This is a genomic window from Sphingobium phenoxybenzoativorans (genome assembly GCF_018286635.1).
In the GTDB taxonomy this organism is placed as follows: Bacteria; Pseudomonadota; Alphaproteobacteria; order Sphingomonadales; family Sphingomonadaceae; genus Sphingobium; species Sphingobium phenoxybenzoativorans.
This window is the reverse complement of record NZ_CP073910.1, coordinates 2161072-2176020: the sequence shown is the minus strand read 5'-3', so window position 1 is coordinate 2176020 and position 14949 is coordinate 2161072. Positions and strand designations below refer to the sequence as shown.

The window sequence follows — 14949 nt, the reverse complement described above, 5'->3', positions numbered from 1 at the left end:
GGGCTGAGCCTTTCATAGCTCTGTCCTATTGCGCCCAGCCGGTGCTACCTCCGCCAAATCTCAATTGGCGAGAGAATATTCTCCATGGCTGGCATCCCTGCAAATGGCCGCTCCGCCGCGCCTTCGCGCCGCCGGCGCAACTTCGGACTTTCGCAACTCACTCCAGACCCTAGCCTTGCCCAGACCTGGAAGCGCGGCTGCAACCCGCAACTTCCGCAACTTCGACTGTGCGGAAGAAAAATTGAAGCAATCCAACCCGTGATGCAGCTTCTCTCAACTGTTTGTGTGCCGTTTCGGAACATATTGCCCCACGGCCAAACGGATGAAGCAATAAATCCTTATTTATCAGCATATTATACACTCGTCCAATCCCGCTGCACTGCAACACAGGAATTGAGCGCTTAACCCGCTATTTACCCCCGGCGCATAGTCTGGCCGTTGAATTTCCCGCCCAGCGCAAACGGGCGGCCCAGCGGGGTTTGACAATGCAGGACGCGGCAACAATTGGCCGGATTGGCTCGATTTCGGATATTCTGGCGGCGCTCGTCGCTGCGGATGGCACCGGAAGTCACAGCTATCCCGCCGAAGCCCACCCCTCCATGCTCACCCGTTCGCTCGCCAATCTTGCCGACGCCACCCACTATCTGTGCATGCTGCATGGCCGCCAGCCGGGCGTAATTGACCATGCAGCCACCCGCACTACGGAGAATGCGGCGCGCGCCTGGCTGGTCCAGGCGGCTGACGGTTTTGCAACCGAACGCGCTTTTCTGACCCAGGTGACGGTTGCCGTCGGCCCCCTGCCCAGCACCACTGGCCAAAGCGATTCGGAAACGGCTGTGCTGCAACAGCGCCATGCGCTCGACATGCTGGCGCAATCGGACCGCCGCGGCTGCGCCATGGGCGCTGCGATAGCGCTCGTTCTCGACTGGCAGGCTGTACGCAACCTGCTCGACGTGGCCGCCATCCGCTCCGGCGTTGAACCGAAACCCTGCATGCTCCCGCTGGCGCCTGAAACGCTCGCCATCGCAGACGCGATCGCGATGGAGGATGAGGGCATCGCCCGCGCCATGCAGTTCGGCGCGCGTCAGATGCTGCGCCAGCACCGGGGCCTGTGGGACCTGCTCCAGGCGCGCGCATCGGTCCGCGCCAGGGTCTGAACGCCCTCACTCGCTCTCTTGCATCCCCCGGCTTGCATCCCCTGACGCGCTTCCCTAGTCCTGTTTGCATTGCAACACGGGAAACAGAAACAGCATGCGCTTTGAGGGCACCAGCGATTACGTCGTCACAGATGATCTGAAGGTGGCGGTCAACGCGGCCGTCCTGTTGCGCAGGCCGCTGCTCGTCAAGGGCGAACCCGGCACCGGAAAAACCGTTCTGGCGCAGGAAATCGCCAAGGCCGCCGGCGCCCCCCTGATAGAATGGAACGTCAAGTCGACGACGAAGGCGCATCAGGGCCTGTATGAATATGATGCGGTCGCCCGGCTGCGCGATGGCCAGCTTGGCGATGCGCGGGTTCACGACATCGCCAATTATATCCGCAAGGGTAAGCTTTGGGAGGCGTTTACGTCCCCCGCGCTGCCCGTCCTGCTGATCGATGAGATTGACAAGGCGGACATCGAGTTTCCGAACGACTTGTTGCAGGAACTCGATCGCATGGCTTTCCACGTCTATGAGACAGGCGAGACCATTCAGGCGGCCGAGCGTCCGATCGTCGTCATTACTTCGAACAATGAGAAGGACCTGCCGGACGCCTTCCTGCGCCGCTGTTTCTTCCACTATATCAAATTCCCTGACCGGGAGACGATGCAGAACATCGTCGATGTCCACTTCCCCGGCATTCAGAAAATCCTGGTCAGCAAGGCGCTCGATATCTTTTACGAGATACGGGACGTGCCCGGCCTGAAAAAGAAACCCTCGACCAGCGAACTGCTCGACTGGCTGAAACTGTTGCTGGCGGAGGACATGCCGCTGGATGTTCTGCAATCGCAGGACCCGGCCAAGGCGATCCCTCCTTTGCACGGCGCGCTTTTGAAGAATGAGCAGGACGTGATGATGTTCGAACGGCTCGCCTTCATGGCGCGCCGCAAGGTCTGACGGGGAGGTTCGGGACATGCCGCATGGAGCTGGATGCCTGTGCGGCGCTGTGCGGATCGCCATAGACGCCGAACCGATGGCTGCGCGCATGTGCTGGTGCCGTCTGTGCCAATATCTTGGCGGTGGCAGCGCCACGGTGAATGTGTGCTTCCCGTCGGACAAGGTCTCTACTCAGGGCGAAGTCAGATGGCATGAGAGCGTCGCGGACAGCGGCAACGCCATGCGCCGGGGCTTCTGCCCGGCCTGCGGCACGCCTTTGTTCAGCATCGCCGAATCGCGGCCACATCTCACTTTCATCCGTGCGGGGGCGCTGGACGATCCGGGCCTGATCGCTCCGCAGGCGGTGATCTGGACGCAGGCCGCTCCCCAATGGGCCTGCCTTGACCCTGAATTGCCTCATTATGAGGCCCAAATACCTCCGGTCGCCTGAAAGCGGGCATCCTTGCCCTTGCATAATGGGGAATCGCGTGTGATCCTCCCTCCATAACGCCGCGAAGACGGCGCGTCCTAAGGGGGAGGTGCCGAATGCGTCTTGCCGTTTTGTCTTTTCTTCTGGCGATGGCCCTTCCGGCCACTGCTTATGCCGTTGCGCCTGATGCCGATGAGGGCGCATGGCGCGTCGATGCGGATAGTCTGCGGGTAACGGCGGCGGGGATCGCCATTCCGCAATCGGCCGGCAATCTCAGCCTGATCAAGTCCGGCGAGATTTCCGATCAGGGCGCTGGTCTGGACAATTATGCGCAATTCGCGTCAGCCGATGGCGTAGTGCAGGCAACGGCATATATCTACATGCCCAGCTATGCCGATGCCGCCATATCATCCTACATGACCGACAAGGCGATCCATGAACGCTTCGGTCCGGATGCGCGCCGCACCGCCTTTGACGTGACATCCGCAGGACAGCACAGCAACACAGCGATCCGTTCCGTCTACAGCGGCGCCGATGGGCAGTTGGTGACCGAAGCGGCGTTCATTCACGCAGGGCGCTGGATGATCAAATTGCGCGTTACCGGACCAACCGAGCGCACGCAGGATGTCAATTCGGGCATGAACTCTCTCCTCGCCGGTCTCCGGTTTGAGGGCGACGCATCCCCTCGCCCGGCTATGGCCCGGCAAATCGCTTCATGCCCCATGGCTGACGGCCCGGGCGCACATGTTGTCGCAGACCGCTCCTCTGGCGCAGCCGGCATGACCGATCTGCCTTTCCCCAGGGATGGAGAGGATAATGTCTGCGTTCGCGGGACCGTTCAGGTCGGTGAGGCCAGCTACGACATGCTGCAGGCCGTTGGCGGCGGCGACGCTTCGCCGGTGCTGATCCCGCTGGACGACGCAGGCAAGATCATGCGGTTTGACCGGCTTCCGGCAGGCGGCGGATACCGGCTTTCCGTGCATCAGGTTGGCCGCACCGACGTCTACAGCGCCTATGATCGCCTGCCCACCACAAAACAAATCGCGGCGATCATAGATGGCAGCGATCGGAAGGGCGCGACGATGCTTCTCAGTGCGGCGCATGCTGCCGATGGCAGGGTAACGGTCAGCAAACAGGCGAACCGCTGAGCGCTTTGGGTCGGATAAGCTGGCGTCAGATCAGGTAGCCGACCTCGTAAAGCCCCCATCGCCGACCGCCGAATTCCAACGGCACGAATACGCTGCGTAGCGCCCTGTATCGCCCTTCGCCCAGATCCTGGCGATAGGTGAACAGAAAGAAATCGCCGTCGCTGTCGAGCGCCCGGCGGGTCTGCCCATCCATGAATATCTGCCGATTACGGGCATTTTCCAGATTCCATAGCCTGTCTCCCTGCCTTTGGGGCTGGCTGCGGGCGCTGATATGGGTCGGCAGGAAACCGTTCATGTCGACAAGGCAGCACCCGACGACGGCCGGGTCCAGCGCCGTACGACGGTCCAGCAGGGCGCGCAGACGCAGGTCCGCAAAGTCCACGAAATCCGTCAGATATTGGATCGGATCGCTTCCCGGCACTTTACGGTAGCGCGTGTCGAACAGGGCTTCGGCGGTAAGATGCCCGGAATCCAGCGCATCTCCGATCAGCGCCGCAACTTCCTCCGCGCCTTCCTCGGCCATTGCGATATATTTGCTGTTGCGGGTGCGTACGCCGCCATGGGCGACGCGGTTCAACATGGTGTTGGCCGTGCTTTCCAGTTCGTCGAGCCGGCCAAGCGCATGATTGACCTGCACCGCGCTTTCGCATGCCGACCGGCTGAACTCGTCCAGACCCGCGCGAAGGGACTCGACATCTTCCCCTGCTTCCTCGGTGCAACCGGCGATGGCGTGGGACCGCTGCTGAAATTGCGTCACCAGCGAGGATACTTCCGTCATCATCGTACGCATGTCGTCAATATGGATGCCCGCTTCCCGGCCACGCACGATGTTGGCCTCGACCCCGCTCATCAATCCGCGCGCATTGCTGTCCAGTTGATCGAGTTTTTCCCGAACGGATCGCGCGGATTCGCCCGCCTGGGCCGCAAGGCGCCGTATTTCATCGGCGACCACCGCAAAACCCTGGGTCGCCTCGCCGCCCCGCGCAGCCTCGATCGCGGCATTCACGCCTAGCATGCGCGTCTGGTGCGCGATCGCGCCAAGCTCGTCGGAAATACCGCCGACAGCCTCGATCACGGCCAGAAAATTGCGCAGATGCACTTCTAGGCCCGTCACATGCGCGATCAGCCCGGCAACTTCGTCAAGAGACAATGCTGCCGCGTCATTGCCTTCGGCGATGATGCGTTCCGCCTTCTGCGCGGTCACCCGCAGTTCGAGAGCCGCCACGCCGCTCTCCGCCTGATTGGCGGAGAGCGCCTCCATCTTGCTTTGCAGTCTGGCGAGATGCGCTGCGTCGGACTGTATCCGCTGGTCGATCTGCGCCAGAAAGCCGGCGGCCTCGCTGCATTGCAGCGATATCTCCGCCGACTGTTCCCCCAATTCGGCTAAAAGCTCTTGCTTTTCCAAGTGCGCCCCAAGCGAATGCCCCATAATGGATACTGCCCCATTAATGATGCATTGCAAGAATTAATGTTGCGTTGCAGTGACGCTGCGTTTCTGGCTTTTGCATGTGCTCACCGCTAGGCTGAGTTGATGACCGAACCGGCTTCGCTCTTTTCCCTCGGCATGACGCGCTTTGCGAAAGTGCGCAGGGACCTTGAAGCCGTCGTGGTTCAGGGTCGCATCGCTTCCGGCTGCTACGAATTTCTGCTTTTCGGTTTCAAACAGGGCTGGGCCTGCCTGTTTGGCGGATTGATGCTGGCGCTGTTGCTCGGCACGCATTTTTTCTACCCCGCCGATTTGCCGCTCCATCGCTATGATTTCCTGACCCTTGCGGCGGTCGGCATCCAGGCGCTCATGCTCCTGTTGCGGCTTGAAACGCTCCGCGAAGCGTGGGTGATCTGCACATTCCATGTCGTCGGCACGGTTATGGAACTGTTCAAGACCGCAGCCGGTTCGTGGATATATCCAGAGGCCAGCCTGCTGCATATCGGGCCGGTCCCGATGTTCTCCGGCTTCATGTATGCGGCGGTCGGCAGCTATATCGCCCGTATCTGGCGCATCTTCGACTTCCGCTTCACCGGCTATCCGCCGCGCTGGACCACCATCCTTCTGGCAGTCGCCATTTATGTGAACTTCTTCGCGCACCATTGGCTGCCGGATCTCAGGCTTGGCCTCTTTGCGTTCGCGATCTTTCTGTTCCGGCGCACGACGATATGGTTCACCCCGTTCCGCCGCGCCCGCGCCATGCCGCTGCTCGTTGGATTCTTCCTGGTTGCGCTGTTCATCTGGTTCGGAGAGAATATTGGCACCTTCGCCAACGCCTGGACCTATCCAGACCAGAAGGATGGATGGCACCTGGTGTCGATAGGAAAATTGGGTTCCTGGTATTTGCTGATGATCATTTCGTTCGTTCTCGTATCGCTGATACACGCCGCCGCTCCGCGCGAGGCCGGCATTAAGCCGGTATCGGCCTGATCGATGTTTCTCGACTTTCTCGACGAATTGCGCGCGGCCGGCATCCCTGCGGGGGTCAAGGAGCATCTGGTGCTGCTGGAAGCGCTTGAGCGCGACGTTATCGAACGGAATCCGGAGGAATTTTATTATCTCGCCCGCGCGACCTTCGTGAAGGATGAGAGCCTGATCGACCGCTTTGACCAGGTATTCGCTAAAGTGTTCAGGGGCCTGGAGGGCAATTATGGCGTGGCCACACAGGATATCCCGGAAGAATGGCTGAGGGCCGTTGCGGAAAAATTCCTGTCTCCAGAGGAAATGGAGAAGATCAAATCCCTGGGATCATGGGATGAGATCATGGACACGCTGAAAAAACGGCTTGAGGAGCAGCAGGGCCGGCATCAGGGCGGCAACAAGTGGATCGGCACCGGCGGCACCTCTCCTTTCGGCAATGGCGGCTACAATCCCGAAGGCGTCCGGATCGGCGGAGAAAGCACGCACAAACGCGCGATAAAGATGTGGGAACAGCGCGAGTTCCAGAATCTCGACAACAGCAAGGAACTGGGCACCCGCAACATCAAGATCGCGCTACGCCGCCTGCGCCGTTTCGCGCGGGAAGGCGCCGCAGACGAACTCGACCTGGACGAGACGATCCGCGGCACAGCGCGGCAGGGCTGGCTCGACATCCGCATGCGCCCGGAACGCCACAATGCCGTGAAGCTGCTGCTCTTCCTCGACGTCGGGGGGTCGATGGACCCCTTCATAACCTTGTGCGAGGAACTGTTTTCCGCTGCGACGGCGGAGTTCAAGAATCTCGAATTTTTCTACTTCCATAACTGCCTGTACGAAGGCGTGTGGAAGGATAATCGCCGCCGGTTCAACGAGCGGATGCTGACCTGGGACATTCTTCACAAATATGGCCATGACTATAAGGTCGTGTTTGTCGGCGACGCAGCCATGTCTCCCTATGAAATCACCCATCCCGGCGGGTCGGTCGAACATTTCAATGAGGAATCAGGCGTAACCTGGCTCAACCGGGTGACGAATACCTACCCCGCGACGGTATGGCTAAACCCCAGCGCGCAGGAGCATTGGGGCTATAGCCAGTCCACGCGCCTGATCCGGGAACTGCTGAACGACCGCATGTATCCGCTCACCCTCGCCGGGCTGGAAGCGGCGATGAAAGAACTTACCCGCAAGCGGTGATGGGTGGTTCGCTAATTTGGGTGGGAAGCGGACATATCCCCCATTTCGTCATCCCGGACTTGATCCGGGATCCATGAGCACAGGCGCTTGTGCAGTCACGCCAGCATGGAGCCAATAGATCCCGCATCACGTGCGGGATGACGAAGGGGTGGATACCTGCCTTAGCTCTCCTATGACTCGTCATTCCCGCGACCCGAAGGGCGACCGAAGGTCAACGCGGGAACCCATCTCCCCTCCTACGCCTTGCACGCCCAAGGCGCGTTGGGTCCCCGCCTTCGCGGGGATGACGAGAAGGGTGGATTTGAGACTGTCCGTTTTCGACCTAGTTTGGTGAATAGCGGTCTCAGACCAGCCGCGGCGACAGTTCCATCAATAGGGCTTGCGCTTCCTCGCGCTCATATTCCGAGATGTATTGCGAGCGGACAGCGACTGCGAGACAACGGAGTGCTGCTTTCGGGTTCTTCCGCACGCCGGAGCCTGTGAGATAGCACTTGGCCATTTCGAAATGGGCACTTCCGTCGCCGGCGGCGGCGACCCGCTGATACCATCGAAACATTAGTCTGATCCTGCCCTGCTCACGGTATAAAATGGCGATGTTCGTCGCTGAGGCGTGGCTCCCAAGGCGCCACGCCCTGCGGTATATTTTCATGGCCAGCGCTTTGTCTTCGGGCATGCCTTCACCGACATCATGCATGTAGCCGAGCGCATGAAGGCACATAAAGTCGCCTAGGTCTGCACCTTGTTCATAGCAACGCCGGGCATGGGCAAAGTCGCCCTTCTCCGCAGCGGCGGAAGCGATCTGAAGAAGGACGTCGGTATCGGGCACCTGCGGGTTATAGAACAGGCGAATGCGAAGAGGAACGACCGGAAGTGGTCGTTAGCCGTCATACTCTCTGAGGTCGCAAGGCACACGCATATCGATGCCCTGAACGCCTGTCCTACATCCCCCGCCCCATGCTCTACTCCCCCGCATGGAACAGTATCCAAAACCCGCTGACCAAAACCGCCTGCCCGGCACCGAACCGGGCCGCACCTGTGACTCACCCGCGACCCGGGAGAGACCAACATGCGACGCAACCGCGACGCAGGTGCGACGTAAGTGCGACGCAACCGGGACCTACATGAGACTCAAGTGCGACGCACATGCGACGCAAGTGAGACGCACATGGGACGTAAGTGCGACGCACATGGGACGTACATGCGACCTACATGGGACTTTAGTGAGACCTACATGCGACTTTCCGGGCAAAATCCGGTCAAAACGCATCAGAACCCGCAACTTCCGCAACTTCGTTGGATTTGCCGAATGAATGCGCGGATTCCGGCTCCACCACCGCCCCGTCAATGCGGCGCGAAAACAACGCCGCCCGTCATCGGCGCGGCCACGCCCGTCGTCCCCGGAAAACTGATCGGCAGGCCATGAAGTCGACGGACCGCCATATAGGCGAACCCCTCAGCCTCTACGCTGTCGCCATTCCAGCCAAGATCGTCGCCGGACGACACGGCTATGCCGGTCGCTTCCTCCAGCATCCGCATCATGGTGCCATTGTGCCGTCCACCCCCGGCAACGAAAATCGCCTTGGGCGGCTTTGGCAACAGGCGGATACCCCGCGCCACGGACTGCGCCGTAAAGGCGGTCAGCGTCGCAGCGCCATCGGCGAGACTGAGGCGGCGCACGGGATCGATCGTGAACTCCTCCCGGTCGATGCTCTTGGGCGGCGGCGCGTCAAACCAGGGGTTGTCGAGCATCGCGCCCAGCACGGCTTCGTCGACACGCCCGGACGCCGCGACAAGGCCGCCCTCGTCATAGGGCATATTCCCCTCCGCCTGCATCCAGTTGTCGATGAGCCCGCTCGCCATGCCGGTGTCGAAAGCAATCAGCGCGCCGTCAGCTCCGATGCCGTCAGCCCCGATAAACGTGACATTCGCCACGCCCCCCAGATTGAGGATCGCCACGGGTTTCGCCAGATCATAGGCCAATGCCTGATGATAGACAGGCAGCAACGGCGCCCCCTGCCCCCCTGCCGCCACGTCCGCGCTCCGCAGATCGCCGACAACCGTAATGCCGAATGCCCCCGCAAGGGCGGCTCCGTCCCCGATCTGCCAGGTCCAGCCACGATCGGGCTTGTGCGCCACCGTATGCCCGTGAAAGCCGATAACGCCGATCTCCTCCGCCATCCGCCCGCTCCGCCCCAACAGGTCGGCGACCGCCTGCACGTGCAGCTCGGTCAGTTCCTCCTGCACGGATGCGATCAGCGGCTCGAATCCCGGCGCGTCCATCGCCATCGCCCGCTGGCATGTCTCCGCCAGACGCATGCGGAATCCGTCCTCATACGCCATCGCATGAAAGGCGAGCGATTCGGCGATTCCCTCCCCATCCGTGCGAATCAACGCCGCGTCGATCCCGTCCCGCGATGTCCCAGACATCAAACCGATGGCCAACATGCTACCCAAGCGCAAATCCCCATGTTATGCGCCGCCCGCCATGACGACATTCACATCCGATCTTCTGCGCTTACTCGACACGCGCGGCTATATCCACCAGATCACCGACGCGGAGGCGCTGGACACTCTCGCGACGCGCCAGATCGTTCCCGGCTATATCGGGTTCGATCCCACCGCGCCGTCGCTGCATGTCGGCAGCCTCGTTCAGATCATGATGCTCCGCCGCATGCAGCAGGCGGGGCATAAGCCCATCGTGCTGATGGGCGGCGGCACCGGCAAGATTGGCGACCCCAGCTTCAAGGATGAGGCGCGCAAGCTGATGACGGGCGACGTGATCGCGTCAAACGTCGCCAGCATCAAGCGCGTTTTCGAGAAGTTCCTGACCTTTGGCGACGGCCCTTCCGACGCGATCATGCTCGACAATGCCGACTGGCTCGACAAGCTGGAATACATCCCCTTCCTGCGGGATATCGGGCAGCACTTCTCCGTCAACCGCATGCTGAGCTTCGACAGCGTAAAGACCCGGCTGGATCGGGAACAGTCGCTCAGCTTCCTCGAATTTAACTATATGATCCTCCAGGCTTATGATTTTCTGGAGCTTTCCCGCCGTTCGGGCTGCCGCCTGCAGATGGGCGGGTCGGATCAATGGGGCAATATCGTCAACGGCATCGAACTGTCGCGGCGGGTTGACGGGACGCAGGTGTTCGGCCTGACCACGCCCCTCATCACCACCGCTGATGGCGGCAAGATGGGCAAGACCATGAACGGAGCGGTCTGGCTCAATGCCGACGCCCTGCCGTCCTACGACTATTGGCAATTCTGGCGGAATACGCAGGATGGCGATGTGGGGCGCTTCCTGCGTCTGTTCACGGATCTGCCGCTGGATGAGATCGCCCGTCTGGAAAAGCTGGAAGGCGCAGAGATCAACGACGCCAAAAAGATTCTCGCTGACGCCGCCACTGCCCTCGCCCATGGGTCCGATGCGGCGGAGATTGCCGCCGAAACGGCGCGAAAAACCTTTGAGGAAGGCTCGTCCGACGCGAACCTCCCGACTGTCAGCCTGGGGGCTGAGGGGCTGACCGTGGTGCAGGCCAATGTGGCTCTGGGTTTCGCGGTTTCGAACAAGGAAGCCCGCAGAAAGCTGGCTGAAGGCGCCATCCGGGTCAACGGTTCGGTCGTGACCGATCCCGCCTTCACGCTCTCCGCAGGGGACAAAGTGAGCTTTGGCGCCAAAAAACATGGTTTGGTCACGAGCTGACGGAAGGCGGTGCGTTAACCACTTTCCATCACGCTGTTGCAGCATTCTTCCTGTAACCCTTTGGTTCGGGTTGAAAAAACAGGGTGGTGCAAGTGGTCGGACCAATGCGTGGCGCAGCGGCGAAGAATCCCAGTGAATTACGCCGGGCAGAGCGGGAATTGGTTGATTTCGGCACCAAGGCCGCCTTGCGCGGGCTCATGCACGAGATACGGGTGATCAACATCTCCGCTCTGGGCTTGATGGCGCGGATCGACGCCGATGTGCGCAAGGGCGATAAGCTGATTATAGAATTGCCGCATGTCCGCACCGTGGATGCAATTGTGCGCTGGGTAGAGGACGGCCGGATTGGGACGGAGTTCGTAAATCCAGTGGCTCAGGCCGACTATGCGCTGATGCTGGTATCTATACCGAAGCGCCAAACCGCCTGGTGAACTCCTCGTCATTGTCCTGAAGCTGCCGCCTGCGCGGCAACGCTTCCGGCATCTCCTTGCGCAGAAATTCCATAACCGCCTCACGCACCTCACAGCGCAGGTCGAATGCCACTGCGGCATTCCGCGCGCTCAACAAGCCGCGTAGCTCCAGCGCATCCGTGCGATGCTCGGTGACTTGTACGATCGCCACCCGCTTGTCCCATCGCGGATTGGCCTGCGTTACCTCCACAAACTTCCGGCGAATGCGGCCCACGTCGGCGGTGGGATCGACATGGAAAAACACTGTGCCCAACAGGTCGCTGGTCTGGGTTGTCCAGTTCTGGAAGGGCTTTTCCAGAAAATAGGAAACCGGCACGATCATCCGCCGATCGTCCCAGATGCGTATGATGACATAGGTCAGGCGGATATCCTCTACCCGTCCCCATTCCCCTTCCACGATAACCACGTCATCCAGCCGGATCGGCTCGGAGAAGGCCATCTGGATGCCAGCGATCAGGTTCTTCAGCGCGGGTTGCGCCGCTGCGCCCACGGCGAGGCCCGCAAGACCAGCCGACGCCATCAGCGTCACGCCGACCGTGCGAACGCCGGGAATGGCGATCAGCATCAGCGCGACGACGATAAAACCCGTCACAAACTGCATGATGCGGTAAAGGATGCGGACGCGCGTATGGCGCCTGCGCGCCTTCAGATTATCCTCAACGCTGATGTCGCTTTTCATTTCGACGATCTGCCGCCCCGCCTTCAGCAAACGCAGCGCCAGCCAACCAATCAGCAAGGCAAGAACCATCTTCGACCCGATGGACCAGATGCTCCCGACGCGCGGCCCAAGCGTTAGTGGCTGCAACCCCGCCGCCAGCGCCAGAAGCACGGCAAGCCAGCGCGTCGGCTGCCGGACCGCAGCCACGAGTATGTCGTCACTTTCGCTCTTGCCGCGGCGCGCGAGCCGGGTCGCTACGGCGAAAAATGCCCAGTGAATGACGAAGGCGATCGCGACGGACGCGCCGATCGACAGCGCGGCGGCGGGAGAGATGCCGGAGAAGCTCAGGTCAGTAACGGGATTGGCCATGACCGGCCAACGCAATATGACCCGGTTTGTTTCGCAGATGCAGCATTTCGTCGTGGAAAGGGCGCGCTATGGCAGATGTCGTCGCCTGTCCTACACGCAGCCGCATATGATAGCCGTCCACCCATGACCATAGACCAGACCAAGGCCCATAGGCTCACGATAAAGCAGGGAAAATTGCGCAATCGGACAATTAGAAAGCCGGCGCAGCTCTGCTCTGTTTGCGCGAAGTTGCGGGATCAATGGATACCCGCAACTTCCGCAACTTCGGTCCGCCGCGGGAGAGAAAAATCGCAGAAAAGCGGGCTTGTGCGGTTGGGCGCTGTGATCCGGGAAGGAAGCTGTTCGGCGGAAGGGCGGAACGCTAACCGCTCCGCAACAACCCCACCGCCGCATCCCGCTCAAATAGGTAAAGACAGGTCCTCGCCGCCTGCCCGCGCCCGGAATCCAGTCCGCCGTCCCTGTCGATCAGCAGCCGCGCATCGTCCCGCGCCAGATCGATCAGCGTTGCGATCTGCTCCGGGTTCGCCAGCCGGAACTGCGCTTCGCCTGACTGCCGCGTCCCAAGCAATTCTCCGGCGCCGCGCAATCTCAGATCTTCCTCGGCGATCCGGAAGCCGTCATTGGTCTCCCGCATCAAAGCCAGCCGCGCCCGCGATGTCTCGCCCAGCGCGCCACCGCGCAGCAGCAGGCAGACGGACGGCTTGTCGCCCCGCCCCACCCGGCCCCGCAACTGGTGCAACTGGGCCAGCCCGAACCGGTCAGCCCCCTCTATGATCATCAGAGTCGCATTCGGCACATCCACGCCGACCTCGATCACAGTGGTCGCCACCAACACCTTTGTCCGATTGCTGGCGAAGGCATCCATCACCATATCCTTCTCCGGCCCCTTCATCCGCCCGTGAACAAGTCCAATGGCATCGCCAAACCGCATGCGCAGGCTTTCCGCCCGCGCTTCGGCGGCCGCCTGATCGCTGTTCTCGCTTTCCTCCACCAGCGGGCACACCCAATAGGCCTGCCCGCCGGTTGCGATATGACGGCCGAGCGCTTCAACAACTTCGTCCAGGCGCGACGCCGAAAGGACTCTCGTTTCAATCGGCTGCCGGCCAGGCGGCATCTCGTCCAGCCGGGAGACCTCCATCTCGCCATAATAGGTCAGCGTCAGCGTGCGTGGAATCGGGGTCGCCGTCATCACCAGCAGGTGTGGGGTCAGTTCGGCCTTGGCCGTCAACATCATGCGCTGGGCGACGCCAAAGCGATGCTGTTCGTCAATTACGGCCAGCGCCAGGTTGCGATACTGTACCGCCTCCTGAAATATGGCGTGCGTGCCGACCAGGATGTGAATGCTGCCATCGGCCAGCCCCATCAGGGTCGCTTCCCGCGCCTTTCCTTTCTCCCGCCCCGTCAGAATGGCGATATTGACGGGCAAACCGGCCAACATCTTCTGCAGGGTGGCGAAATGCTGCCGGGCCAGAATCTCCGTCGGCGCCAGCATCGCCCCCTGGGCGCCCGCCTCGACTGCGTTCAGCAAGGCCATCAGCGCGACAAGGGTTTTGCCCGATCCGACATCTCCCTGCAGCAATCGAAGCATCGGCGTGGCCTGCACCATATCGCCCTCGATCTCGCCGATCGACCGCCGCTGGGCACCCGTCGGCGCAAAGGGCAGTTTCAGCAGGGATCGCAAACGCCCGTCGCCCTGTACCGGCATGCCCCGCCGTTTGCGGGACGATGCGCGCACCAGCATCAGCGCCAGTTGTCCGGCGAATATCTCGTCATAGGCAAGGCGCGCCTTTGCTGTCGCATCGGCCGGGTCCTTATGCGCCCGCGCCAGTGCTTCATGCCAACCGGGCCAGTCCCTGTGAGCAAGCACGCTCGGCTCGATCCATTCGGGCAGTTCTGGCGCGCGCTGCAACGCCTGGGCGGCCAGTTCCCGCATCCGGTTGTTGGTCAGCCCCTCCGACAGACCGTAAACCGGTTCCCGCTCCGGGATATCCTTCGCTTCATCGGTGGGCAGCACATGGTCCGGATGCACGATCTGCAAATCCTGCCCATACAGGTCGAGCTTTCCGGAAACGAAACGCGGCTCACCGATCGGCAGCAATTTGCGTGGCCAGCCACTATTCCGTCCGAAGAAGATCAGCGAAACATAATTGCCTTGGCTGTCCGTTGCATGGACCCGGAAAGGCGCGCGAGTGCCGCCGCTTGCCTTATACTCCACTGGCGTCAGCACAATGCCGATAATCCGTCCCGCGTCGGCCATATCCAGCGTGTCGGTCAGTTTCCGGTCGACCCAACTGATGGGCAGGTGAAACGCCACATCTACTGCCCGCGCCAATCCCAACCGCTCCAGCGGACGCGCCAAAGCCGGGCCGACCCCCTTCAGGGCCGAAATTTCGGCAAACAGCGGATTGAGTATGTCGGGTCGCATGGCTATCTCGCCACTATCGCAGCCCGCGGGGTCCATGCAAATGGCCGCGGGCCAATTTCTCGTGCCCGCTCCGGG

At 61.4% G+C, this 14949-nt stretch carries 13 protein-coding genes; 8 read left to right on the top strand and 5 right to left on the bottom strand.

Annotated elements, in window-relative coordinates; genetic code table 11:
* Positions 1–485 precede the first annotated feature (485 nt).
* From KFK14_RS10520 to KFK14_RS10505, 4 genes are all read left to right on the top strand, one after another.
* A complete protein-coding gene (locus KFK14_RS10520) occupies positions 486–1157 on the top strand; it encodes a DUF6975 family protein (RefSeq protein ID WP_070151297.1) in 672 nt (223 codons plus the stop codon).
* A 94-nt stretch (positions 1158–1251) separates the two neighbouring features.
* Positions 1252–2094: an AAA family ATPase gene (locus KFK14_RS10515; RefSeq protein ID WP_070151294.1), complete on the top strand. Its 843-nt coding sequence runs from the start codon at positions 1252–1254 to the stop codon at positions 2092–2094.
* A gap of 16 nt (positions 2095–2110) precedes the next feature.
* Complete coding sequence (locus KFK14_RS10510; RefSeq protein WP_212610749.1) at positions 2111–2524, top strand: GFA family protein; 414 nt, start codon at positions 2111–2113, stop codon at positions 2522–2524.
* Between the two features lie 95 nt (positions 2525–2619).
* A complete protein-coding gene (locus KFK14_RS10505; RefSeq protein ID WP_212610748.1) occupies positions 2620–3651 on the top strand; it encodes a hypothetical protein in 1032 nt (343 codons plus the stop codon).
* Positions 3652–3676: 25 nt separating this feature from the next.
* Here KFK14_RS10505 and KFK14_RS10500 read toward each other — a convergent pair whose 3' ends face one another.
* Entirely contained in the window at positions 3677–5080 is a 1404-nt protein-coding gene (locus KFK14_RS10500) for a methyl-accepting chemotaxis protein (protein ID WP_212610747.1), read from the bottom strand.
* A 102-nt stretch (positions 5081–5182) separates the two neighbouring features.
* On the opposite strand from KFK14_RS10500, the gene KFK14_RS10495 reads away from it, so the two are divergent.
* Together KFK14_RS10495 and KFK14_RS10490 are read left to right on the top strand one after the other, a co-directional pair.
* Positions 5183–6067, top strand: a complete 885-nt coding sequence (locus KFK14_RS10495; protein ID WP_212610746.1) for a DUF817 domain-containing protein — start codon at positions 5183–5185, stop codon at positions 6065–6067.
* Between the two features lie 3 nt (positions 6068–6070).
* The gene (locus KFK14_RS10490) at positions 6071–7249 is read left to right on the top strand and encodes a vWA domain-containing protein (protein ID WP_212610745.1); all 1179 of its coding nucleotides are present in this window, start codon (positions 6071–6073) and stop codon (positions 7247–7249) included.
* Between the two features lie 343 nt (positions 7250–7592).
* Here the strand turns inward: KFK14_RS10490 and KFK14_RS10485 are convergent, their stop codons facing one another.
* Positions 7593–8075 (bottom strand): tetratricopeptide repeat protein, encoded by a 483-nt coding sequence (locus KFK14_RS10485; protein WP_212610744.1) that lies wholly within the window; start codon positions 8073–8075, stop codon positions 7593–7595.
* A 515-nt stretch (positions 8076–8590) separates the two neighbouring features.
* A complete protein-coding gene (locus tag KFK14_RS10480; protein ID WP_212611120.1) occupies positions 8591–9694 on the bottom strand; it encodes an anhydro-N-acetylmuramic acid kinase in 1104 nt (367 codons plus the stop codon).
* A gap of 40 nt (positions 9695–9734) precedes the next feature.
* Between KFK14_RS10480 and tyrS the strand changes: the two genes are divergently transcribed.
* Both tyrS and KFK14_RS10470 read left to right on the top strand, forming a co-directional pair.
* Complete coding sequence (gene tyrS, locus KFK14_RS10475) at positions 9735–10952, top strand: tyrosine--tRNA ligase (RefSeq protein WP_212610743.1); 1218 nt, start codon at positions 9735–9737, stop codon at positions 10950–10952.
* 92 nt (positions 10953–11044) lie between these two features.
* Positions 11045–11383, top strand: a complete 339-nt coding sequence (locus tag KFK14_RS10470) for a PilZ domain-containing protein (protein ID WP_139139127.1) — start codon at positions 11045–11047, stop codon at positions 11381–11383.
* On the opposite strand, the gene KFK14_RS10465 is transcribed toward KFK14_RS10470, so the two are convergent.
* Together KFK14_RS10465 and recG are read right to left on the bottom strand one after the other, a co-directional pair.
* A complete protein-coding gene (locus KFK14_RS10465; RefSeq protein WP_212610742.1) occupies positions 11355–12449 on the bottom strand; it encodes a mechanosensitive ion channel family protein in 1095 nt (364 codons plus the stop codon). The genes KFK14_RS10470 and KFK14_RS10465 overlap by 29 nt on opposite strands.
* Before the next feature lie 361 nt (positions 12450–12810).
* On the bottom strand, positions 12811–14874 hold the full coding sequence (gene recG / locus KFK14_RS10460; protein ID WP_212610741.1) for an ATP-dependent DNA helicase RecG: 2064 nt from the start codon (positions 14872–14874) through the stop codon (positions 12811–12813).
* Positions 14875–14949: the final 75 nt, after the last annotated feature.

Bases quoted from the DNA above. Each gene is read 5' to 3' on its own strand.
- KFK14_RS10500 (WP_212610747.1), bottom strand. From the start codon at position 5,080: ATGGGGCATTCGCTTGGGGCGCACTTGGAAAAGCAAGAGCTTTTAGCC.
- KFK14_RS10510 (WP_212610749.1), top strand. From the start codon at position 2,111: ATGCCGCATGGAGCTGGATGCCTGTGCGGCGCTGTGCGGATCGCCATA.
- KFK14_RS10465 (WP_212610742.1), bottom strand. From the start codon at position 12,449: ATGGCCAATCCCGTTACTGACCTGAGCTTCTCCGGCATCTCTCCCGCC.
- KFK14_RS10495 (WP_212610746.1), top strand. From the start codon at position 5,183: ATGACCGAACCGGCTTCGCTCTTTTCCCTCGGCATGACGCGCTTTGCG.
- KFK14_RS10480 (WP_212611120.1), bottom strand. From the start codon at position 9,694: ATGTTGGCCATCGGTTTGATGTCTGGGACATCGCGGGACGGGATCGAC.
- KFK14_RS10490 (WP_212610745.1), top strand. From the start codon at position 6,071: ATGTTTCTCGACTTTCTCGACGAATTGCGCGCGGCCGGCATCCCTGCG.
- KFK14_RS10515 (WP_070151294.1), top strand. From the start codon at position 1,252: ATGCGCTTTGAGGGCACCAGCGATTACGTCGTCACAGATGATCTGAAG.
- recG (WP_212610741.1), bottom strand. From the start codon at position 14,874: ATGCGACCCGACATACTCAATCCGCTGTTTGCCGAAATTTCGGCCCTG.
- KFK14_RS10520 (WP_070151297.1), top strand. From the start codon at position 486: ATGCAGGACGCGGCAACAATTGGCCGGATTGGCTCGATTTCGGATATT.
- tyrS (WP_212610743.1), top strand. From the start codon at position 9,735: ATGACGACATTCACATCCGATCTTCTGCGCTTACTCGACACGCGCGGC.
- KFK14_RS10505 (WP_212610748.1), top strand. From the start codon at position 2,620: ATGCGTCTTGCCGTTTTGTCTTTTCTTCTGGCGATGGCCCTTCCGGCC.